The 22045-nt window shown below is 75.1% G+C and carries 15 protein-coding genes; 5 read left to right on the top strand and 10 right to left on the bottom strand.

Translation table 11 applies throughout. The features are described 5' to 3' along the window. The first annotated feature begins 23 nt into the window (after positions 1 to 23). Both MODMU_RS21395 and MODMU_RS21390 read left to right on the top strand, forming a co-directional pair. Complete coding sequence (locus tag MODMU_RS21395; protein ID WP_041795517.1) at positions 24 to 1718, top strand: 3-hydroxyacyl-CoA dehydrogenase family protein; 1695 nt, start codon at positions 24 to 26, stop codon at positions 1716 to 1718. A 3-nt stretch (positions 1719 to 1721) separates the two neighbouring features. Next, a complete protein-coding gene (locus MODMU_RS21390) occupies positions 1722 to 2027 on the top strand; it encodes a hypothetical protein (RefSeq protein WP_014742471.1) in 306 nt (101 codons plus the stop codon). Positions 2028 to 2036: 9 nt separating this feature from the next. On the opposite strand, the gene MODMU_RS21385 is transcribed toward MODMU_RS21390, so the two are convergent. The 5 genes from MODMU_RS21385 to mce all read right to left on the bottom strand — a co-directional run bounded on the left by MODMU_RS21385 (position 2037) and on the right by mce (position 7645). Next, on the bottom strand, positions 2037 to 2675 hold the full coding sequence (locus MODMU_RS21385) for a class F sortase (RefSeq protein ID WP_014742470.1): 639 nt from the start codon (positions 2673 to 2675) through the stop codon (positions 2037 to 2039). Positions 2676 to 2686: 11 nt separating this feature from the next. After that, positions 2687 to 3580: a DUF4397 domain-containing protein gene (locus MODMU_RS21380; RefSeq protein WP_166503573.1), complete on the bottom strand. Its 894-nt coding sequence runs from the start codon at positions 3578 to 3580 to the stop codon at positions 2687 to 2689. 46 nt (positions 3581 to 3626) lie between these two features. Then, the gene (locus MODMU_RS21375) at positions 3627 to 5501 is read right to left on the bottom strand and encodes a hypothetical protein (protein ID WP_014742468.1); all 1875 of its coding nucleotides are present in this window, start codon (positions 5499 to 5501) and stop codon (positions 3627 to 3629) included. 195 nt (positions 5502 to 5696) lie between these two features. After that, positions 5697 to 7121 carry a hypothetical protein gene (locus tag MODMU_RS21370; RefSeq protein WP_014742467.1) on the bottom strand — a complete coding sequence of 475 codons (1425 nt, stop codon included), beginning with the start codon at positions 7119 to 7121 and terminating at the stop codon, positions 5697 to 5699. Between the two features lie 74 nt (positions 7122 to 7195). Further along, positions 7196 to 7645 carry a methylmalonyl-CoA epimerase gene (gene mce, locus MODMU_RS21365; RefSeq protein ID WP_014742466.1) on the bottom strand — a complete coding sequence of 150 codons (450 nt, stop codon included), beginning with the start codon at positions 7643 to 7645 and terminating at the stop codon, positions 7196 to 7198. A gap of 214 nt (positions 7646 to 7859) precedes the next feature. Here mce and MODMU_RS21360 point away from each other — a divergent pair, with 214 nt between their 5' ends. Genes MODMU_RS21360 through MODMU_RS21350 form a run of 3 tightly spaced genes read left to right on the top strand, consistent with a single transcriptional unit; the run spans position 7860 to position 11653 of the window. Beyond that, the gene (locus tag MODMU_RS21360; protein ID WP_014742465.1) at positions 7860 to 9089 is read left to right on the top strand and encodes an acetyl-CoA C-acetyltransferase; all 1230 of its coding nucleotides are present in this window, start codon (positions 7860 to 7862) and stop codon (positions 9087 to 9089) included. A gap of 60 nt (positions 9090 to 9149) precedes the next feature. Next, positions 9150 to 10622 carry a phytoene desaturase family protein gene (locus MODMU_RS21355; protein ID WP_014742464.1) on the top strand — a complete coding sequence of 491 codons (1473 nt, stop codon included), beginning with the start codon at positions 9150 to 9152 and terminating at the stop codon, positions 10620 to 10622. Positions 10623 to 10681: 59 nt separating this feature from the next. Beyond that, positions 10682 to 11653, top strand: coding sequence for a tetratricopeptide repeat protein (locus MODMU_RS21350; RefSeq protein ID WP_014742463.1), 972 nt, complete (start codon positions 10682 to 10684; stop codon positions 11651 to 11653). A gap of 112 nt (positions 11654 to 11765) precedes the next feature. On the opposite strand, the gene MODMU_RS21345 is transcribed toward MODMU_RS21350, so the two are convergent. The 5 genes from MODMU_RS21345 to MODMU_RS21320 form a co-directional block, all read right to left on the bottom strand. Further along, positions 11766 to 13199 carry a neutral zinc metallopeptidase gene (locus tag MODMU_RS21345; protein ID WP_014742462.1) on the bottom strand — a complete coding sequence of 478 codons (1434 nt, stop codon included), beginning with the start codon at positions 13197 to 13199 and terminating at the stop codon, positions 11766 to 11768. 160 nt (positions 13200 to 13359) lie between these two features. Further along, a complete protein-coding gene (glgB, locus tag MODMU_RS21340; protein WP_014742461.1) occupies positions 13360 to 16476 on the bottom strand; it encodes a 1,4-alpha-glucan branching protein GlgB in 3117 nt (1038 codons plus the stop codon). A gap of 98 nt (positions 16477 to 16574) precedes the next feature. Beyond that, complete coding sequence (locus MODMU_RS21330) at positions 16575 to 17948, bottom strand: maltokinase N-terminal cap-like domain-containing protein (protein WP_014742460.1); 1374 nt, start codon at positions 17946 to 17948, stop codon at positions 16575 to 16577. Beyond that, a complete protein-coding gene (treS, locus tag MODMU_RS21325; protein WP_014742459.1) occupies positions 17948 to 19813 on the bottom strand; it encodes a maltose alpha-D-glucosyltransferase in 1866 nt (621 codons plus the stop codon). Before treS ends, MODMU_RS21330 begins: the two co-directional genes overlap by 1 nt. Positions 19814 to 19913: 100 nt before the next feature. After that, on the bottom strand, positions 19914 to 21920 hold the full coding sequence (locus MODMU_RS21320; RefSeq protein ID WP_014742458.1) for an alpha-1,4-glucan--maltose-1-phosphate maltosyltransferase: 2007 nt from the start codon (positions 21918 to 21920) through the stop codon (positions 19914 to 19916). Positions 21921 to 22045: the final 125 nt, after the last annotated feature.

The raw sequence follows: 22045 nt of genomic DNA, 5'->3' as shown, positions 1-22045 counted from the left end.
GAGGGGAGTGGGAGACTGCCGCGGTGGCCAGAGAACTGAGCGAGGTCGGCGTCGTGGGGCTGGGCACCATGGGTGCCGGCATCGCCGAGGTGCTCGCGCGGGCGGGGCTGTCGGTGACCGCCGTCGACGTCGGCGCCGACGCGGTGGAGCGGGGCCGGGGCCACGTCGAGCAGTCCACCGCAAGGGCGGTGGCCCGCGGCCGGCTGGCGGACACCGAGCGCGACGAGGTGCTGTCCCGCATCCGCTTCTCCACCCGCATGGCCGACCTCGCCGACGCCGAGCTCGTGGTGGAGGCGATCCCGGAGCGGATGGCGCTCAAGGCCCAGGTGCTCGCGACCCTGGACGCGCTCTGCCCGCCGGACACCATCCTGGCCAGCAACACCTCGAGCCTGTCGGTCACCGAGCTGGCGGTCACCACCGGCCGCCCCGGCCGGGTCGTCGGGATGCACTTCTTCAACCCGGCGCCGGTGATGAAGCTGGTCGAGGTCGTCTCGACGGTGGTGACCGAGCCGTCGGTGGTCGAGGACGTCGAGGCGCTCGCCGCCCGGCTGGGCAAGGTCGGCGTCACGATCGGCGACCGGGCCGGGTTCATCGCCAACGCGCTGCTGTTCGGCTACCTGAACCACGCTGCGACGATGGTCCAGGACGGCTACGCCGGCCGGGAGGACGTCGACGCGGCGATGCGGCTGGGCTGCGGCCTGCCGATGGGGCCGCTCGCGCTGCTGGACCTGATCGGCATCGACACCGCCCAGGAGATCCTCGCGACGATGTACCGGCAGTCGCGCAACCGGCTGCACGCCTCCAGCCCGGTCATCACCCAGCTGGTGACCGCGGGCCTGCTCGGCCGGAAGACCGGCCGTGGCTTCTACAGCTACGCCGCCCCGCACTCCGGGGAGGTGGTGCCCGACGCGCAGACCCCCGCGCCCGGCGGTGCCGCCGCCGGCGCCCGGCCGGTGCAGCGGGTCGTCGTCGTCGGCGCGACGGCCGAGGCGGGGAAGGCACTGCTCGCCGCGTTCCCGGACGGCGGCCTCGACGTCCCGGTGCTGCTGGCCGAGCGGAAGCCCGGAGGCGTGCGCTGGACGCGGGACGTCGACGAGCTGGCCGCCGCTGACCTGGTGCTCGTGGCCGGCGCCGACGAGCCCGAGGTCGCGCAGGAGGTGTTCGCCGCGCTGGGGGAACGCGCCCGGCCCGGTGCGGTGCTGGCGAGCACGTCGGCCACCCCGCCGGTGGTCGTCTGCGCGGCGGCGAGCGGGCGGCTCGCCGACGTGATCGGCCTGCACCCGGCCGGCCGCGCCGGGGCCACCGGCCTGGTCGAGGTCGTCGCGACGACGGTGACCGACCCCGGCGCCGCCGCCACCGGGCACGCGTTCTGCGCCGGCGCCGGGCTGCCGAGCATCAGCAGCCCGGACCGGGCCGGCTTCGTCGTCGACGCGCTGCTCTTCCCCTACCTCAACGACGCGGTGCGGATGCTCGAGGCGCGGTACGCGACCGCGGACGACATCGACGCGGCGATGACGCTGGGCTGCGGCTATCCGACCGGTCCGGTGGCGCTGCTCGACGGCCTCGGCCTGGACGTCGCGCTGGCGGTCCAGCGCGCGCTCTACGCGGAGTCCCGCGAGCCCGGCCTGGCCCCGGCGCCGCTGCTCGAGCACCTGGTCACCGCCGGCCACCTCGGCCGCGCGGCCGGTCGCGGGTTCCGCGACCACCCGAGGCGCTAGGTCGTGGGGCGCCGGGGCGGAGCCCGCCGGGGCCGGCCGGGCCCGCCGCCGGCCCGGCGGGCGGCCCAGCCCGTCGAGGAGGCCGCGGACGGCGACTGGGTGGTGCGCCCGCTCACCGGCGCGGCCACCGGCAAGACCTACCGGTGCCCGGGCTGCGACCAGGAGATCCGGCCGGGGACGCCGCACGTGGTGACCTGGCCGGCCTACGCCCGGGACTCCGACCTCGACCCGTGGGACACCGAGTCGGCGACCGACTGGCGGCGGCACTGGCACACCGCCTGCTGGCGGGCCCGCGGCCGGCGGCGCTGAGCGGTCCGGTCAGGTGCGGGCGTAGACGACCACGTTGTCGGTGTAGCTGCGGCGGGACCGGTCGAAGGTGCCCCCGCAGGTGATCAGCCGCAGCTCCGGGCCGGCCGTGGGGCCGTACACCTCGGCAGTGGCGAAGGCGGTCTTGGGGTAGGCGGCCACCCGGGTCACGGTGAAGGCGTGCACCTGCCCGTCGCCGTCGGTGACCAGGACCTGGTCGCCGGCCGTGAGGTCCTCGAGCCGGAAGAACACCGCCGGGCCGCTGCGGTCGTCGACGTGCCCGGCCAGCACCGCCGGACCGACCTCGCCCGGGACCGGACCGGCGGCGAACCAGCCCGCCTGGGTGAAGTCGGCCGGCGGGACGAGCGCGCCGGCCGCGTCGACGCCGATGTCGGTGAGCGCGCTGTCGACGCCGATCGCCGGGATCACCACCCGGACCGGCGCGGCCACGGTGCGGGCGGCCGGCGCGGCGACCACGACCGGCGCCGGCGGGGCCGCCTCGGCGCGTGCGGTCGGCGACGACGACCCGGGGGAGAACAGCGCCAGGGCCCCCGCCGTCACCGCGACCAGGGCCAGGGCCCACCGCAGCGCGGTGACCAGCCGGCGGGGTCGGCGCTGGTGCCGGCCGGCGCTGCGGCCGGGCAGGCGCACCCGGAGGCCGCTCAGGAGGCGGCGTGCCGCGCGGGCCGCCCGCGGCGGGGCAGCCGCACCCGGGTGGTGAGCAGCAGCGCCAGCCCGGCCAGGGCGGCGACGGCGAGCAGGCCGACGGGCGGTCCGGCGTCCGCCGCCGTCCCGCCGGCACCGGCCTCGACGCCGCCGACCGGGACGACGCCCGGGCTGGCCGCGTCCAGCGCGGCGGTGACGGTCAGCCCGCCACCGCTGCGGTCGAGGACGACGACGGTGTAGACCGACCCCGCGTCGAGGGTGACCGGCAGGTCGGTCGCCGGCGCGGAGCTCGGGGTGACGGTGAGGGTGCCCGCGCCGCCGGGCACGTCGACGTAGTCGGTGTTGCGGGCGAAGTCGAGCCCCTGGGCCAGCGTGCTGGTGGAGTCCAGGGCCAGGCCCAGCGGGGAGCCGGTCGCCGCGCCGTTGATCACCCGGGCGCGGGACTGCCCCGACGGCGGGAGCGTCAGGTCGTCGGTGAGCACGGCGAAGCCCAGCTGGGCGAAGTAGCCGACCCCGGCGATCGTGACCGCCTGGCCCGGCGCGACCGTGACGGTGGTGGCCAGCGCCGGCGGGCTGTCCGCGGCGGCGCCGGCCTTGCGGGCGCTCACCGTGTACGTGCCGGCCGGGACGGCCTGGTACGGCGAGACGTCCCCGTAGCTCACCGCCGGCAGGACGACGCCGACGTCGGGGTCGGACACCGAGTCGATGTAGGCGTCGACCGACGGGGTGTCCGGCGACAGGTGCATCATCCGCAGCAGCCCGGTGTCGCCCGGGGCGGGCGCGGCCGACGCGGTCGGCAGCCCGAGCGCGCACAGCCCGGCCACGAGCAGGGCGAGCAGCGGGCCTCGGGCACGCCGGGGCAGGGGGCTCGACGCGGGTCGCTGCTTCACACTGCGGGTGTACCCGATCACCGGCTGTACCGCATCCCCAGCCCGGTCACCCGCCGCCGGGCGGCGTCACGAGCCCGTCGGGGTCGGCCACCCGGGCGTAGCCGATGAGCACGCCGGCGTCGAGCTCGGCGACCCGGTCGGTCAGGAACGGCTCCTGCTGGGCGGCCAGCCAGCTGCGCAGCCGCGCGGTCGCGGCCGGGTCGTCGCCCAGCGGGCGCCCGCCCACCGAGCCGAGCACCACCTGGCGAGCGTCGGCGTCGGCGGGTTCGCCGGGCACGGCCGGCAGGTCCACCAGCCCGAACCCGTACTGGGCGCCGATCGAGGCGAGCAGGGTGAGCAGCCGCGGGTCGACCTGCCCGGCGGACATCCGCTCGGCGTCGGCCGCGGGCACCTCGACGGTCGGGTTCGCCAGCAGGGCGGTGGCCAGCTCCCGGCGCGCGGTGAGCTGCGCCGCCGTCGGCGGCACCGCCCGCGGGTCGACGACGGCGAGGTCCCCGAACCGGGCGACGACCGGGCCACCGGCAGCGCTCGACCCGGACCGCACCTGCAGCACGGGCACCTCCGGACCGGTCGACGCGGTCACCGGGACGTCGCCGGTGCGGACCCGGGCCGGGTCGGCGCCGGCGTGCACGAGCTCGGCCGCCAGCCGGGGGGAGGTGCTGAGCACGGCGTCGTCCGGCAGCTGCGCCGCGGTCCAGCCGACGAGATCCCGGGTGGCCGCGGCGCCGAAGTCGTCCCGCGGCGTCCCGGCCAGGTCCGCCGCGGCGGCCGTGCCGGCGCCCACGAGCAGCACCCCGGCGGCGACGCCGACCGCCAGCAGCCCGCGGGGCCGGCGCCGCAGCACGGGGGAGGAGACCGCCTCCGCGCCGGCCGCGGCGAGCGCGCCGAGCAGCAGGGCGCCCAGCGGCAGGCAGAGCAGTAGCGCCGGCAGCCGGCCGGACGGCGGGGCCACCGCCAGCAGCGCGGTGGCGGTCAGGGCCACCCCGCCGGCCCGGAACCGGGGCAGCTGCCACACCGCGGCCAGCCCGACCACGACCAGGACGGCGGTGACCACGACCAGCCCGGTCGGCGTCCCACCCCACCGCCCGGGGTCGGCGACCTGCGGGTCCCACCGCTGCACCAGCACCCGCAGCAGGCCGAGCAGCACGGCACCGGCGAGGGCCGCGCCGACCTGCCGGCGGCGGGAGCGGGCGGTGAGGACCACCGCGGCGGTGCCACCGGCGGCGAGCAGCAGCAGGGCGTCCGGGGCCAGCAGCACCGCCAGCAGGGCCGCGAGGGCGGTGAGCGCGGACAGGACGGCAGGTGGCCGCCGGCTCGTCGAGGCCCAGCTCGCGACCCAGCCGGCCAGCACGAGCCAGCCGACGGCGAACGCCGCCGGGGTGGCCGTCGCGTGCAGCGACGTGAGCACCGGCAGCGCCCCGAGGGCGAGGACGGCGACGGCGCACGCACCGTCGGGCACGTCGAACCGGCGGGCGGTGCGCCAGAGCAGCACCGCGGAGGCGAGCAGCACCACCAGCAGCAGCTCGCGCTCGGCGCCGACGAGGGTGGCGTGCCGCTGGAAGGCCCGGGTGACGGTGGCGTACACCGCGGTGTGCAGGGCGCCCAGGCCCGCCGGGGACGCCAGCTCCGGTCCGCTGTCGCCGCGCAGCAGCGCGGCGGCCGGGCCGGCCAGCGCGCCGTCGTCGGGCAGCGCGGTGCCGCGGAGGCTGCGCGCGGCGACCAGGGCGACCACCACCAGCGCGAGCAGCGGCCAGAGCACCCCGCTGCGTCCGCGGCTGGGCGCGGTGCCCGCCGCGGCGGCCCGGTGCCTCCCCGGGACGGTCGCCGGGCCGGGCACGGGCGCGGGGGCCCGGTCGTCAGCAGCCGCGGCGTGCGCGCCGTGGGTCCCGCCCGGTGTCCGGGGCGTCGGTGGCTCGGACACGGTGCTGCTCCTCCCGCGACTCGGCGCTGGGCCCTGGCCGGGGGCGCCGGTCGGCACCTCTCCGGGACGACGCGGCTACCGTCCGCGACCGACCCTGGCACGGTCACCCGGCCGGGGCCACCGGGGGACGACGACGGCCCTCCCCGGGGGTGGGGAGGGCCGTCGGGGCCTGATCAGCAGCGGGTCAGCAGCGGGTCAGCTCTGCCCGGGGGGCACCTGCCCGCCCTGACCGGCCGGGACCGGCGGGGTGGGCTCCTGGGTGCGGGTCACCGGCGCGCGGGTGGGCAGCGGCGGGGTCTGCCGGGGCCCCGGCTGGGGACGCTGCTGGGCCTGACCGGCCTGGACGGCCGGCTGCTGCGCGGTCGTGGGGTGCGCCGGGGTGGGCGTGCGCACCTGGCGGGGCGGCTGCACCGCGCCCTGCTCCCCGGTCGGCGCAGCTGCCTGCCCGACGGGGCGCGGGGCGTTCTGCTGGGGGGCGCTGCCGTTCGCCGGCAGCCGGACCGCCTGGGTCTGGGTGACCGACGGCTGGGTGGCCGCGGGGTCGGCGGTCGCCGCCTGCGCCGCGGGCTGCACCTGGGCCGGGTCGACCGCGGTGCTGCCGGTGGCCGGTGCCTCCTCGCGCGGTGCCGGGGCGGGCTCGGCCTGCGGCGCGGCCTGGGTCGGCGGTGCCTCCGCGGGGGCCGCGTCGGCGTGCCGTGCCTCGGTCCGCCGCGGCTCGGCCGGCGCCGCCTGCTCCGGTGCGGGCGACTGGTCCGGCCGCTGCTGCCGGGCGCCGTCCCGGGGCCGCTGGTCGGAGAGGTCGGGCAGCTGGCCGAGCAGGCTGCGGACCTCGGTGAGCCGGCGGGTCAGGTCGTCGCGCACCGCGCGGATCGCCGCGGCCGAGGCCTCGGCCTCGGCTACGGTCCGGCGGGCCTGCTCGTCGGCCGCGCCGACCCGCTGCTGGGCGGCCAGCACCGAGGCGCGCTCCCGCTCCTCCTCGGTGCGGGCGGCCTCCGTGCGCCGGGCCCGCTGGGCGATCTCGAAGTCCTCCTCGACCTTGGCCCGGCGGGCCTGCGAGTCGGCGTCCAGCCGGGCCACCCGCTCCTGGGCCTTGGTCACCAGGTCGTCGGCGCGGGCCTGCGCCACCGCGGAGATCTGCTCGGCGTGCTGCCGGGCCTCGGCGACCAGCCGCTCGGCCTCGGCCTGGCTCGCGGCCGACCGCTCGCCCAGCGCGCGCTCCTCGCCGGCGATGCGCTCCCGGATGGCCTCGACCTCGGCGGCCACCTGCGCCTGCATCGCCGCGGCCTGCTCCTGCGCCGACCGGCGGATCTCCGCCGCCTCGTCCTCGGCCAGCTGCAGCATGTTGGAGATGCGCTCGCCCATGTTCTCGAACGTGGGCGCGCTCGCGCTGGCCGCCCGGCGGCGCAGCGACTCCACCTCGCCGTGCAGGGCCTGCAGCTGGCGGGCGAGGTCGGCCGACCGGGAGACGGCGGCGTCCCGGTCGGCCAGCGCCACCCGCAGGTCGGCGTCCAGGCCGGCGAGGGTCTCGGCCACCTGTTCCCGGTCGTACCCCTTGCGCACCACGTCGAAGGTCGGGCCGCCGTCGCGGTAGGCGAGCAGGTCGTCGTGGGGGTCGCTCATGACCCTCATCCTCGCAGAGAACCGGGCCGGCGGTCAGCGTGCCCGGGACCGCTCCCAGCCAACTCCCAGGGGGCTCAGTGCGCGGCCGGCTCGACCAGCTCGACGAGCACCCCGCCGGCGTCCTTGGGGTGGACGAAGTTGACCCGGCTGCCGGCCGTGCCGCGGCGCGGCTCGTCGTAGAGCAGGCGCAGCCCGCGCTCGCGGAGCGTGGCGCTGACCGCCTCGACGTCGGCGACCCGGAACGCCAGCTGCTGCAGCCCCGGGCCGGAGCGGCCGATGAACTTGGCGATGGTCGAGTCCGGTGTCAGCGGGGCGAGCAGCTGGATCCGGGTCGTGCCGTCACCGACTGCCAGCATGGCCTCACGGACGCCCTGCTCGGCGTTGGTCTCCTCGTGCACCGAGTGGATGCCGAACGTCGCGGCGTAGAAGGCCAGCGCCTCGTCCAGGTCGGGCACGGCGATGCCGACGTGGTCGATCGTGCTGAACAGCTCGGGAGGCAGACCGGTGCGCGCGTCGTCGGGCATGACGGCATCCTCCCGCCCGGCCACCCCGGGCGGCAGGTCCGGGGGTGGCGGTCGCTCGGTGCGCCACCAGACCGGTGGGTGACCTGGCTCACGCGCCGGCGTCAGCGCGCGCGCCCGGACCTATCCTGGACGTGCCCGTCGCGCCGTCCCGGCTGCGCGGTGTCCTGCCGAAACGGTCGCCAGCGTCGGCGGCCGGAGCCCCCGTGGAGCCTCGATGAGCCAGCCCGCACAGTCCCGTTCCGTCATCGTCGGCGGTGCCCGCACCCCGATGGGCCGCCTGCTCGGCTCGCTGAAGGACTTCTCCGCCGCCGACCTCGGCGGCATCGCGATCAAGGCCGCGCTCGAGCGCGCCGGGATCACCGGCGACCAGGTCGACTACGTGATCATGGGTCACGTCATCCAGGCCGGCGCGGGGCAGAACCCGGCCCGCCCGGCGGCCGTCGCCGGTGGCATCCCGATGTCGGTGCCCTCGTTCACGCTGAACAAGGTCTGCCTGTCCGGGCTGGACGCGATCGCCCTGGCCGACCAGCTCATCCGGGCCGGGGAGTTCGAGGTCGTCGTCGCCGGGGGCATGGAGTCGATGACCCAGGCGCCGCACCTGCTGCAGGGCTCGCGCACCGGCACCAAGTTCGGTGACGCCACGCTGGTCGACTCGATGGCCCACGACGGGCTCACCGACACCTTCGACCAGGTCGCGATGGGCAAGCTGACCGAGGACTCCAACAGCCGGTACGGGCTCACCCGCGAGGAGCAGGACGCCTTCGCCGCGGAGAGCCACCAGAAGGCGGCGCGGGCGGCCAAGGACGGCATCTTCGACGCCGAGATCACCCCGGTGCTCATCCCGCAGCGCAAGGGCGACCCGATCGAGTTCCGGGAGGACGAGGGCATCCGCCCCGACACCACGGTCGAGAGCCTGGCCCGGCTCAAGCCCGCCTTCGCGAAGGACGGCACGATCACCGCCGCCTCGGCCTCGCAGATCTCCGACGGTGCCTGCGCGGTCGTGGTCATGTCCGCGGCGAAGGCCGAGGAGCTCGGGCTCACCGTGCTGGCCGAGATCGGTGCCCACGGCGTCGTCGCCGGCCCGGACGCCACCCTGCAGACCCAGCCCTCGCGCGCCGTCCAGAAGGCCTGCGAGCGGGAGGGCATCGACCCGGCCGCCCTCGACCTGGTCGAGTTCAACGAGGCCTTCGCCGCCGTCGCGATCGTCTCCACCCGCGAGCTCGGCATCGACCCGGCCAAGGTCAACCCCAACGGCGGTGCCATCGCCCTGGGCCACCCGGTCGGCATGAGCGGCGCGCGGATCGTGCTGGACCTGGCGCTGGAGCTCGGCCGCCGCGGCGGCGGCGTCGGTGCGGCCGCCCTCTGCGGCGGCGGTGGCCAGGGCGACGCGCTGATCCTGCACGTCCCCGGCCGGGCGCTCGCCGACCAGCCCACCGGCGCCTGACCCCGCCGGCCCCGTCGCCCTCGGGCGGCGGGGCCCCCGGGGCACGGGCAGGATGGCGACGTGAACGGGACCCCGGACGCCGTCGTCGTCGGAGCTGGACCGAACGGCCTGGCCGCCGCGCTGCGACTGGCCGCGGCCGGGCTGTCCGTGCGGGTGGTGGAGCGCGGTGACCGGCCCGGCGGGGGCATGCGCACCGAGGAGCACATCCGCCCCGGCTACTGGCACGACATCTGCTCCACGGTGCACCCGATGGCCGCGGCCGCGCCGTTCTTCCGGGAGTTCGACCTCGCCTCCCGCGGGGTCCGGCTGGTGCACCCGGAGATCAACTTCGCCCACCCGCTGGACGGCGGCCGGGCCGCGCTCTCGTTCTCCTCGCTGGAGCACACTGCGGCCGGCCTGGGCCCCGACGCCGACGGGTACCGCCGGCTGTTCGGCCCGCTGCTGCGGCACGCCGACGAGATCACCGACTTCTTCCTCACCTCGGCGTTCCGCCGGCTGCCGGTGCGCGGCGCCCCGGCCGTCACCCGCTTCGGGCTGCAGGGGCTGCCGAACGTCGGCTACCTTGCCGCCCGCTACTTCAGCACCGACGCGGGCAAGGCGCTCATCGCCGGGGCCGCGGCGCACGGCATGCTCGACCTCACCCGCCCGCTGACCGCGGCGCTGGGGATGTTCCTCGGGATGATGAGCCACCACCAGGGCTGGCCGCTCATCGAGGGCGGCTCGCAGCGGCTGGCCGACGCGATGGTCACCGCGCTGGAGCAGCAGGGCGGTGAGGTGGTCACCGGGCACGAGGTCACCGACCTGCGCGAGTTCGCCGGGGTGCCTGCGGTGCTGCTGGACACCTCGCCCGGGGCGTTCGTGGCGATGGCCGGCAACCAGCTGCCCGTCGGCTACCAGCGCTGGGTGCGGCGCTACAAGCACGGCCCCGGCGTCTTCAAGATCGACTGGGTGCTGTCCGAGCCGGTGCCGTGGGCCAACGCCGACGTCCGCCGGGCCGGCACCATCCACGTCGCCGGGACGATGGAGGAGACGATCGCCGGCGAGGCGGCCCCGGCGCACGGGCGGCTGGCCGACAAGCCCTACGTGCTGGCCGTCCAGCCGACCGTCGTCGACCCGACCCGGGCGCCCGAGGGCGGGCACATCTTCTGGGCGTACGTGCACGTGCCGCACGGCTCGACGGTGGACATGACCGAGGCCATCGAGGCGCAGGTCGAGCGCTTCGCCCCGGGCTTCCGGGACACGATCGTCGGCCGCCGCACGATGCACGCGGGGGAGATGGAGCACTGGAACCCCAGCGACGTCGGCGGCGACATCTCCAACGGCGAGGCCTCGCTGCGGCAGATGCTCGCCCGCCCGGTACCGCGGTGGAACACCTACTCGACGCCGATCACCGGCACCTACCTGGCGTCGGCCGCGACCCCGCCGGGGCCGGCGGTGCACGGCCACTGCGGTGACAACGCCGCCCGGGTGGCGCTCCGCCAGGTCTTCGGCATCCGGAAGGCACCCCGGCTGCGCCCTGCTCCGCCTGCCTGACCGACCACCCGCGGGACGGGCCCGACGGTGACCCGCCCGGCGGTGGGATGATCGAGGTCATGCAGCCCAACCGTCCCGCTCGTACCGACCCGCGCGCCGCGGCGCAGCAGGCCCAGATGGCGGCCTCGCTGGCCGGGGCGGTCGACCTCGCCGCGGTCAAGGCGCGCAACGAGGCAGCCGCCCGCGCCCAGGCCGCACCGCCGCCGAGCGCCGCCGCGCCCGTCGGTGCGCCCGGCAGCGCCGTCGTCGACGTCACCGAGGCCACCTTCCAGTCCGAGGTCCTCGACCGCTCCTTCCAGGTGCCCGTCGTGCTGGACCTCTGGGCCGAGTGGTGCGGGCCGTGCAAGCAGCTGTCCCCGGTGCTCGAGCGGCTGGCCACCGAGGGTGCCGGCTCCTGGGTGCTGGCGAAGATCGACGTCGACGCCAACCCGGCGCTGGCCCAGGGCCTGCGGGTGCAGGGCATCCCGGCGGTCAAGGCCGTCTGGCAGGGCCAGCTGGTCGCCGAGTTCACCGGTGCCATCCCCGAGGAGCAGGCGCGGCAGTTCGTCACCGAGCTGGTCGCCGCCACCTCCGGCGGCGCGCTGCCGGGCGGGGCCGAGGGCGGCGAGGACGAGCTGCCCGAGGACCCGCGGCTGGACGAGGCCGAGGCCGCGCTGGACCGCGGTGACCTGGCAGCGGCCGAGGCCGCCTACCGGTCGATCCTGGACGCCGAGCCCGACCACCCGGTCGCCGGCCTGGCGCTGCGCCAGGTGCAGCTGTTCCGGCGCGCCGAGGAGGCCGGCCCGGACGCGCTGGCCGCTGCCGAGGCGGCACCGGACGACGTCGCGGCGCAGACCCGGGCCGCGGACTTCCTGCTGGGCACCGGCGACGTCGACGCGGCGTTCGGCTGGCTGCTCGACGTCGTCCGCCGCACCGCCGGTGAGGACCGCGACGCCGCGCGCAAGCACCTGGTGGAGCTGTTCGGCATCGTCGGCGACGAGGACCCCCGCGTCGGCCCCGCCCGCCGCGCCCTCATGACCGCGCTGTTCTGAGGGCGGCGCAGTGATCAGGTGACCTGATCAGAGGCCGTCCTCCCTCACCGGCGTTGGTGCGGTAGGACGGTCGTCGATCAGGTGACCTGATCCACGCCGGAGGGCCGGTGGGTCACGCGCCGATGTCGCAGGCGGAGAGGCCGTCGAAGACGCCGCTGCGGAAGACGTCGACGAGCTGGAAGCCGGTGAGTCCGCTGTCGGCCAGCACGTCCGGGTCGTCGCTGTACTCCAGCAGGAACGACACGCTCTCGTCGGCGTCGCCGGGGGAGATGCTCAGCACCGAGCTCTGCCCGTTGAGCACCCCGGCGGTGAAGGCCCCGGCCAGGCAGACCGCTGATCGGACGGCGTCCTGGTCATCGGTGGACAGGCCCAGCTGCTCGCGCACGGCCAGGCCGTAGGGGATCGCCAGGGCGGTCAGCACCGCGTAGTCCCCGCCCTGCTCGTCGGCGTACAGCGGCTCGGTCAGGTCGCCCTGGTCGTAGCCGACCGTGTCGGTGGCGGCGCAGTAGACCAGGTCGGTGTCGGGCTGCTCGCCGTCGCACTCCGGCGCATCGCCGTCGAAGGGCTCGAGGGTGGGGGCGGCGAAGGTCTTCCCCTGCTGCTGCAGCGCGGCCGTGAAGAACTCGCCCAGCCCCTGGGGGGCGAACTCGTCGACCGTCTGGTCGTAGGGGGCGTCGCCGCCGGTGGCGAGGTCGGCGTCGCTGAACTCGCCCTGGGTGTAGGGCCGGTCCTGGCCGAAGGCGTCGCGGCAGGCGGTCGGTCCGTCGTCGAAGCCCTGCTGGAAGGCCGACACCCGGTCGAAGTAGGAGCCGTGCGCCTCGCCGGAGTTCAGGCCGGTGCCCACCGGGTCGCGCAGCAGCAGGTAGCCGCGGAGCACGTCGTCGAGCTCGCCCGGCCGGATGGTGTTGTGCGGGGCGTTGCCGTCGGCGACCCACTTCGTCCAGGTCCCGGCGAAGCAGTCGGCCTGGGTCTCGATCGCGATCGACGCCTGGAACGGGTAGCCGACCCGGCCCTGCACCGCGTGGCCGAACTCGTGCGCCATCACCAGCGCGGGGATGAACCGGCCGTAGCCCTCGCTGCCGCCGCTGCCGAAGGCCAGCTCGCCGAGGAAGGACCGGTCGTACTGGATCGCGTCGCCGTTGGGGTAGGAGTTGCTGGCGTCGCAGTAGAAGGCGTTGTCCTCCACCGCCTCCGGCGGCTCCCCGCAGCCGATCTGCCCGTTGGGGTACTGCGCCGGGTCGACGTCGGCCGGGTCGACCGAGTAGTAGCCGCCGGCCAGCGGGGTGAACTCCTGGCTGAAGGTGCCGGGGAACTGCTCGGCCCAGTAGGTGTTGAGGTCCAGCAGGGCGTTGCGGGCGATCTGGTCGATCTCGTCGTCGGTCGCCCCGATGATCTGGAACTGCTGGGGGTCGACGTCGGCGCTCACCCCGGAGGCGGGGGTGGCGTTGCCCTGGATGAGGGTGGCGGCGCAGCCGGTCAGCACGGTCGAGCCCAGCAGGGCGCCCACGACGGCACGGGCGAGCACCCGGCGGGGCGAGGAGGACATGGGCTCCCGATCGGTCAGGCCGCCGGCTCCGGCAGCTGCGTCCCCATCCTGCCGGACCCGCTCGGGACCGGCGACGGGTCGGTCGTGCCGGGCGGCCGACGGACGACGGCGGGGCGGGAGCCGTCCCCCACCCCGCCGTCGTCGACCACCCGGTCCTGCGTCAGCCCTCCTGGGCCGGCTCCAGCCCGGAGCCCGGGCCCTCGGCCTGCCCGGAGGCCTCGGCCGCGGCGCTGTGCCGCGCGTCGGCCGGCGCGCCGTCGTCGGCGGCCGCCGGCTCCGGCCCCTCGTGCACGAACCACACCGTGGCCAGCGGCGGCGCGGTCAGCGCCGCCGAGTACGGCTGCCCGTGCCAGCTCTGGGCGACGGCGTCGACGCCGCCGAGGTTGCCGACGCCGGAGCCGCCGTAGCCCTCGAAGTCGGTGTTGATCAGCTCACGCCACCGGCCACCGCGGGGCAGCCCGATCCGGAAGTCGTGGTGCGGCGTCCCGGAGAAGTTGGCCACGCAGGCCAGCACCTGGCCGTCCTTGCCGTAGCGCAGGAAGGTCAGCGTGTTGCCGCCGGCGTCGTTGGCGTCGATCCACTGGAAGCCCGCGGGGTCGACGTCCTGCGACCAGAGCGCCTCGGTGTCCTTGTAGACGGTGTTGAGGTCCCGGACCAGGTCCAGGACGCCCCGGTGCGCCGGGTCGTCGAGGTGCCACCAGTCCAGCGACCGGCTCTCCGCCCACTCCGACAGCTGGCCGAACTCCGAGCCCATGAACAGCAGCTGCTTGCCCGGGTGGGCCCACATGTAGCCCAGGAAGGCCCGCAGGTTGGCCAGCTGCTGCCACCGGTCGCCGGGCATCTTCCGGATGAGCGAGCCCTTGCCGTAGACGACCTCGTCGTGGCTGATCGGCAGGACGTAGTTCTCCGAGAACGCGTAGACCAGGGAGAACGTGAGCTGGCTGTGGTGGAAGCTGCGGTACACCGGCTGCTTGGACATGTAGCCCAGCGAGTCGTGCATCCAGCCCATGTTCCACTTGAAGCCGAAGCCCAGGCCGCCCAGGTAGGTGGGCCGGGTGACGCCCGGCCACGCGGTCGACTCCTCGGCGATGGACACCACGCCCGGCACCTCGCGGTACAGCGTCGCGTTCATCTCCTGCAGGAACGACACCGCCTCGAGGTTCTCCCGGCCGCCGTACTGGTTCGGCGTCCACTCGCCCTCGTTGCGCGAGTAGTCCAGGTACAGCATCGAGGCGACGGCGTCGACGCGGATGCCGTCGACGTGGAACTCCTGGGCCCAGAACAGCGCGTTGGCGACCAGGAAGTTGCGCACCTCGTTGCGGCCGAAGTCGAAGACGTAGGTGCCCCAGTCCGGCTGCTCCCCGCGGCGCGGGTCCGGGTGCTCGTACAGCGCCGTGCCGTCGAAGCGGGCCAGCGCCCACTCGTCCTTGGGGAAGTGTGCGGGCACCCAGTCGACGATGACGCCGATGCCGGCCTGGTGGGCGGTGTCGATGAGGTACCGCAGGTCGTCGGGGGAGCCGAACCGCGACGTCGGGGCGTAGTAGGAGGTGACCTGGTAGCCCCACGAGCCGCCGAAGGGGTGCTCGGCCAGCGGCATGAACTCCAGGTGGGTGAACCCGGCGTCCTTGACGTAGGCGACGAGCTCGTCGGCCATGTCCCGGTAGGAGAGGCCCTGCCGCCAGGAACCGGCGTGCACCTCGTAGACGCTGATCGGCCGCTGGTGCCAGTTGCCCTCGGCGCGGGCGGCCAGCCACTGGTCGTCGTGCCACTCGTGGGCGGAGGCGGTGACCACCGAGGCGTTGGACGGCGGGACCTCGGTGGCGAACGCCAGCGGGTCGCTCTTGACCCGCCACTGCCCGTCGGCGCCCAGGACGTGGTACCGGTACCGGGTGCCCACCTGGGCGCCGGGCACGAAGATCTCCCACACCCCCGAGGCGCCCAGCGAGCGCAGCGGGTAGGCGCGGGCCTCCCAGTAGTCGAAGTCGCCGGTGACCTTCACGCCGCGCGCGTTGGGCGCCCAGACGGCGAACGAGACGCCCTCGACGCGGCCGCCGGGGGTGTCGTAGCCGCGCACGTGCGCGCCCAGCACCGTCCACAGCTTCTCGTGCCGGCCCTCGCGGATGAGGTGCTGGTCGACCTCGCCGAGGGTGGGCAGCCAGCGGTACGGGTCGTCGACGAGGAAGGTGTCGGTCCCGCCGTCGGCGTTCGGGTAGCCGACCTCGATCCGGTAGTCGCCGGGCTGCTGCGGCAGCCGGGCCTCGAAGACGCCGCCCCGGAAGACCGGGCTCGCCTCGTAGCGGCTGCCGTCCTGGTCGACGACGACGACGGCGACCGCGTCGGGCCGCAGCGTGCGGACCGCCCAGCCCTCGGCCAGCCGGTGCGCCCCGAGGACGCCGTGCGGGTCGAAGGACCAGCCGTCGACGACGGCGGCGAACTGCTCGTCGCTGACCTCGCTGCCGGACGGGGTGGCCTCGGCGGGCACCGAGGTGCTCACCGGCGCCTCGCCCTCGGGCAGCGCGGCCACCAGCCCGGCGGCGGCCGGCGCGGGCGCCTGGTCGGGTGCCGGGGGCAGATCGGGAACCTCGCTGGTCGCCAGGTCGGCGGTGGTGACGTCGGCCCCGGTCACCTCACCGGGGACGGCGCCGGGACCCTGCGCGGTGCCGGTCGCCGGGTCGGTCCCGGGACGGTCCGCGGGCACCGTGTCCGGGGCCAGCTCGGCACCGGGCTCGGAGGCGGTCTGCGCCGGCGAGCTGCCGCCGGTGCCGGCGTGCCGGCCGTCCTCGGGTGCCTGCGGGGTGCTGGGCTCGGCCGGGTCCGGGCTCGGCGGCTCCGGCTGGGGTGCCGAGGGGGCCGTCGGGTCGCCCGGCTGGGCGATCGGGGCCGGGGCGACGACCGGGGTCGCGGTGACCTTCTTCGCCGCGGCCTTGCGGGTCCGCTTCGCCGGGGCGGGCGCCGCGTCGTCCAGGGCCGGGGCGGCCTTCTTGGCGGCGGCCTTGCGGGTCCGCTTGGCCGGGGCGACGTCGTCGGTCGCGCCCGGCGCGGCCTCGGCCGCCGGGGTGGCGGCGGCCTTGCGGGTCCGCTTCGCAGGCGCCGGGGCGGCGGTGCCGTCGGCTGCCGGGGCGGCCTTCTTCGCGGCCTTGCGGGCCCTCTTCGCCGGGGGCTCGGCCGCGGCCTGCACGGCGGCGGTCTTCTCCTCGACCCGCCGGGTCAGCTCGGCCCGGTCGGCCGGCTGGTCGGGGGTGTCGGTGCCCGGAGGCTGCGTGTCGTCGATCGTCATGGGGGTCCCTCCAGGAGCTTCGGTCGTGTCGGCCTGATGGCCCCGGTGCAGGGTCCCGCCGCGAGCTCGCGAGCGGTGGGGGGCACCGGGGTCCTTCTTCAGTCGCCGGAGGTCAACCGGGACAGGGAGCTGAGCGGGATCATGAGCCAGTGCGGCCGGTTGCGCGCCTCGTACACGCACTCGTACACCGCCTTGTCGGCCTCGAACGCGCGCAGCAGCGCGGATTCGCTCGACAGTGTGATGTCCGGGGCCGCCGCGGAGTACCCCGCGCAGAACGCGGTGCGGTTCCGCTCGGCCCACTCCTGCGCGCGGTAGGCGCGCTGCGGGTCGTCGGGTTGCTCCACCAGCATGTGCCGGGCGGCGTAGTCGAAGGACCGGAGCATGCCGGCGACGTCGCGCAGCGGGGTGTCGGTCTCCCGCCGGGCGGCCAGCGGCCGGGCCGGCTCGCCCTCGAAGTCGAGCACGATCCAGCCGCTGGTGGTCCGCAGCACCTGGCCCAGGTGCAGGTCGCCGTGCACCCGCTGGCGGACCACCGGCTCGTCGGTCTCGGCGACCGCGGCGTACAGCGCCCGGAGTGCGTCGCCGTGCTCGGCGAGGTCGGGGACGACCGCCAGCGCCGCCTCCAGCCGCTCGGTCATCTGGGCGGCGACCGCGGCGTACCAGTCGCGGTCGGCCGGCTCGGTCGGCAGCACCCGGGCGAGGTCGGCGTGGACGGAGGCGGTGGCCTCGCCCAGCCGCTCGCTCTCCCCGGCGAAGTCGCCGCCCACCTCGTCGGCGTGCAGGTCGCCCTCGGCGTAGAGGTCGCGGACGCTGGAGGTGGCCAGCCGCCAGCCGTCGCTGGCGTTGGGGACGAAGGCCTGCAGCATCGCGACGGTGGCCGGCGGCTGGGCGGGGTCGGTGTCGTCGATCTCGATGTGCCCGAGCAGCGGGGCGATGTGCTTGTTCTCGGTGCGGCGCAGCGCGTCGAGGATCTCCACGTCCGGGTTGAGCCCCGGCTCCAGCCGGCGGAACAGCTTCAGGATCGCCGTCTCGCCGTAGACCAGCGAGGTGTTGCTCTGCTCGGTGGAGATCACGTCGCCGGGCAGGCCCTCGGGGATGTAGGCGACCCCGGCGGGGTGGAAGTGCATCGGGCCGACGGTCGAGGCGGCCACCAGGTGGGTCAGCCACGGCACGGTCGCGTCGCGGTCGCGCATCGCGTCGTAGGCGTAGTTCTCACCCTGCGACCCCGGGACGGCGCCGACGAACGCCGAGGCGAGGTCCTCGGCCGGGGCGCTGCGCCAGGACAGCGGCACCAGGTAGGTCTCGGTGTGCCCGTCGGTGTAGCTCACCCGGACCCGGTGCACGGACAGCGCCGGGTCGGACTGGTCGAGGAAGAAGCCGTCCTCGCTCACCGACGCCCACTCGCGGCCCTTGCCGCCGAACCACCGCTGCCCGGGCATCCAGTCGGCCAGCATGTCGGTCAACGCGCTCATCAGGCTTCTCCGTGGGTGGTGGTCGTGGTGGGGGCCTCGGCTCCGAGGCCGCCGCTGCCGGCGGGGGCCTCGGTGGCGCCCACCACCCCGGCGTCGAGCAGGGACTGCGCGACGCTGCTGCTCGCGGTGCTCTCCCAGCTCTCCTCCTCCTCGGCCGCGGGGGCGGCCGGCTTGGAGAGCTCGAACCAGTAGAAGCCGTGGCCGGCGAGCGTGAGCATGTAGGGCAGGACGCCGATCTGCGGGAACTGCACCCGGCCGGTGAGCTCGATGGGCGTGTAGCCCTCGAACCGGCGCAGGTCCAGCTCCACCGGCTGCGGGAACCGGGACAGGTTGTTCACGCAGAGCACGACGTCGTCGCCGAACTCGCGCACGAAGGACAGCACCGTGGGGTTCCGGGAGCTGATCTCGGCGAAGCTGCCGACGCCGAAGGTCGGGTGCTGGCTGCGGACGGCGATCATCGTCCGCAGCCAGTGCAGCAGCGAGGTGGTGTTGCGCAGCTGGTTCTCCACGTTGGTCACCTGGAACCCGTAGACCGGGTCGGCGATCAACGGCAGGTGCATGCGCTGCGGGTCGGCGGTGGAGAAGCCGCCGTTGCGGTCCGGCGTCCACTGCATCGGGGTGCGGACGCCGTCGCGGTCACCGAGCCAGATGTTGTCGCCCATGCCGATCTCGTCGCCGTAGTACAGGACCGGCGACCCGGGCAGCGACAGCAGCAGGGCGTTGAACAGCTCCAGGGTGTCGATGTCGTTGTCCAGCAGCGGGGCCAGCCGGCGGCGGATGCCGATGTTGGCCTTCATCCGGGGGTCCTTGGCGTACTCCCCCCACATGTAGTCCCGCTCCTCGTCGGTGACCATCTCCAGCGTCAGCTCGTCGTGGTTGCGCAGGAAGACGCCCCACTGGCAGTTCTCCGGGATGTCCGGCGTCTGCGCCATGATCTCCGAGATCGGGAAGCGCTGCTCCCGCCGGACGGCCATGAACAGGCGCGGCATGACCGGGAAGTGGAACGCCATCTGGCACTCGTCGCCGTCCTCGCCGAAGTACTCGACGACGTCGGCCGGCCACTGGTTCGCCTCGCACAGCAGCACCCGGTCGGGGTACTCGGCGTCGACGACCTTGCGGACCTTCTTGAGGAACTCGTGGGTCTTCGGGAGGTTCTCGCAGTTGGTCCCCTCCTCCTCGAACAGGTAGGGGACGGCGTCGAGCCGGAAGCCGTCGATGCCGAGGTCGAGCCAGAAGCGCAGGGCGTCGATGATCGCCTCCTGCACCTTCGGGTTCTCGAAGTTCAGGTCGGGCTGGTGGCTGAAGAACCGGTGCCAGAAGTACTGCTTGCGCACCGGGTCGAAGGTCCAGTTCGAGCTCTCGGTGTCGACGAAGATGATCCGGGCGTCGGGGTAGCCGGTGTCGTCGTCGGCCCAGACGTAGAAGTCGCCGTAGGGGCCCTCGGGGTCGCTGCGGCTGGCCTGGAACCACGGGTGCTGGTCCGAGGTGTGGTTCATGACGAAGTCGATGATCATCCGCATGCCGCGCGAGTGCGTCTCGCCGATGAGCTCCTTGAAGTCCTCGATGTCGCCGAACTCCGGCAGCACCGCGGTGTAGTCGCTCACGTCGTAGCCGCCGTCGCGCAGCGGCGAGGCGAAGAACGGCGGCAGCCACAGGCAGTCGACGCCCAGCCACTGCAGGTAGTCCAGCTTGCCGATCATGCCGCGCAGGTCACCGATGCCGTCGGCGTTGCTGTCGGCGAAGCCGCGCACCAGCACCTCGTAGAAGACGGCGCGCTTGAACCACTCGGGGTCGCTGCCGGGGGAGGACAGCGCCGACGGCTCGCCCGCGCCGGGGGTCGACTGCGCGGGGACGGGGAGGGTCATTGAACTGGTGTCCTCGTTCGTTCTGTCTGGAGCAGGACGTGGCCCCCTCGCAGGGACCGGCCGCGAGCTCGCGAGGGGCGGGGGGCGAGGGGGGCCCTCATCAGCCGGGCTGGACGGGGGAGTGCCGGCTGCGGTGCACCGTGAACACGTGCGCGGGTTCACGGTAGGGGTCGAGCTCGACGTAGTTGGACTGACCCCAGTCGTAGTGCGCACCGGTGATCTCGTCGGTGACGGCGAACCGGTCCGACCAGTCCAGCCCGAGGGCGGGCATGTCCAGCGACGTCGTGCCGATCTGGGTGTACGTGCTGTTCAGCGAGACGACCACGAGGACGGCGTCGTCAGAGGCCGGGTCGGTCTTGGAGAAGCAGAGCAGGTTCTCGTTGTCCGTCGGGTGGAACCGCAGGGTGCGCAGCTGCTGCAGCGCCGGGTGCGCGCGCCGGATCTCGTTGAGCCGGCGGAGGTAGGGCGCGAGCGTCCGGCCCGAGGCCTCGGCGGCGGCCCAGTCGCGGGGGCGCAGCTGGAACTTCTCGGTGTCCAGGTACTCCTCGCTGCCCGGCCGCAGGCCGACGTGCTCGAAGAGCTCGTAGCCGGAGTAGACGCCCCAGGTCGGGCTCATCAGCGCGGCCAGCACCGCGCGGATCTTGAACATCGGCGGGCCGCCGATCTGCAGCGTCTCGTGCAGGATGTCCGGGGTGTTCACGAAGAAGTTCGGCCGCATGTAGTGCGCGTTCGCGGCCAGCTCGCGGCCGTACTCCTCCAGCTCCCAGCGCTCGGTGCGCCAGGTGAAGTAGGTGTAGCTCTGGGTGAACCCGATCCGGGCGAGCTGGTGCATCATCGCCGGCCGGGTGAAGGCCTCGGCGAGGAACAGGACGTCCGGGTCGGTCTTCTTGACCTCCCAGATCAGCCAGTGCCAGAAGTTCAGCGGCTTGGTGTGCGGGTTGTCCACCCGGAAGATCCGGACGCCCGCGGCCGTCCAGTGCCGCACGACCCGCAGCACCTCGGCGTAGAGGCCCTCGGGGTCGTTGTCGAAGTTGATCGGGTAGATGTCCTGGTACTTCTTCGGCGGGTTCTCCGCGTAGGCGATCGTGCCGTCGGGCTTGGTGGTGAACCACTCCGGGTGCTCGCGCACCCACGGGTGGTCCGGCGTCGCCTGCAGGGCCAGGTCGAGGGCGACCTCCATGCCCAGCTCGCGGGTCCGGGCGACGAAGGCCTCGAAGTCCTCGAGGGTGCCCAGCTGCGGGTGGACGGCGTCGTGCCCGCCCTCCTCGCTGCCGATGGCCCAGGGCGAGCCGACGTCGTCGGCGTGCGCGACCAGGGTGTTGTTCTTGCCCTTGCGGTTGGTGTGGCCGATCGGGTGGATCGGCGGGAGGTACACCACGTCGAAGGCCATCTCGGCGATCGCCGGCAGCCGCTCGGCGGCCTGGGCGAACGTCCCGTGGGTGGGCGTGCCGCCGACGACCGGCCCCTCGGAGCGCGGGAAGAACTCGTACCAGGAGCCGTAGAGCGCGCGCGGGCGGTCCACCCACAGCTCCACGACCTGCGAGCCGGTCACCAGCCGGCGGACCGGGTGGTCGTGCAGCACCCGCTGCAGCGAGGGGGACAGCGCCGGGGCGATCCGGGCGGTGAGCTCGAGGGAGCGGTCGCGCAGGGCGGTGGCCGCGGCGGTGAGCGCCTCCCGGTGCTCGGCCGGGGCCGTCGCGGCGACCTCGTCGAGCAGCCGGGCGCCGGACTCCAGGTCGTTGGCCAGCTCCTCGGGGCCCTGGCCGGCCTCGACCTTGACCTCGATGTCGTGGTGCCAGGTGCCCAGCGGGTCGTCCCAGGCCTCGACCTGGTAGGTCCACAGACCCTCGCTGCTGGGGACGACGGTCGCCGTCCAGCGGTCGGGTTCGGGCCCGAACCGGACCATGCGCACCACCTGGCGCCCGGCGGGGTCGCCGCCGGGCGGGGTGAGCACGACGTCCGCGGCCACGGCGTCGTGGCCCTCGCGGAACACGGTGGCGGTGATCGGCAGGTGCTCGCCGACCACGGCGCGGGTCGAGAAGGACCCGCAGGACACGACGGGGGCGACATCGGAGATGCCGAGGCGGAGGTCAGGGCGGCCAGTCATCGCGGCAACGCTATCCAGAAGGCCCCCGGCTCACACGTCGGCGGCGGTCCCGCTCCCCGGGGAGGGGGACCGCGACCGCCGGGAGGGGCGCTGGACGTGAGGGTCGTCACCATTATGGTCAGCCG

The sequence above is a fragment of the Modestobacter italicus genome (assembly GCF_000306785.1).
GTDB lineage: Bacteria > Actinomycetota > Actinomycetes > Mycobacteriales > Geodermatophilaceae > Modestobacter > Modestobacter italicus.
The sequence above is the reverse complement of the archived record's forward strand: the minus strand, read 5'-3'. Positions and strand labels throughout refer to the sequence as shown.

Bases quoted from the DNA above. Each gene is read 5' to 3' on its own strand.
- MODMU_RS21370 (WP_014742467.1), bottom strand. From the start codon at position 7,121: ATGAGCGACCCCCACGACGACCTGCTCGCCTACCGCGACGGCGGCCCG.
- MODMU_RS21360 (WP_014742465.1), top strand. From the start codon at position 7,860: ATGAGCCAGCCCGCACAGTCCCGTTCCGTCATCGTCGGCGGTGCCCGC.
- mce (WP_014742466.1), bottom strand. From the start codon at position 7,645: ATGCCCGACGACGCGCGCACCGGTCTGCCTCCCGAGCTGTTCAGCACG.
- MODMU_RS21345 (WP_014742462.1), bottom strand. From the start codon at position 13,199: ATGTCCTCCTCGCCCCGCCGGGTGCTCGCCCGTGCCGTCGTGGGCGCC.
- glgB (WP_014742461.1), bottom strand. From the start codon at position 16,476: ATGACGATCGACGACACGCAGCCTCCGGGCACCGACACCCCCGACCAG.
- treS (WP_014742459.1), bottom strand. From the start codon at position 19,813: ATGACCCTCCCCGTCCCCGCGCAGTCGACCCCCGGCGCGGGCGAGCCG.
- MODMU_RS21350 (WP_014742463.1), top strand. From the start codon at position 10,682: ATGCAGCCCAACCGTCCCGCTCGTACCGACCCGCGCGCCGCGGCGCAG.
- MODMU_RS21320 (WP_014742458.1), bottom strand. From the start codon at position 21,920: ATGACTGGCCGCCCTGACCTCCGCCTCGGCATCTCCGATGTCGCCCCC.
- MODMU_RS21330 (WP_014742460.1), bottom strand. From the start codon at position 17,948: ATGAGCGCGTTGACCGACATGCTGGCCGACTGGATGCCCGGGCAGCGG.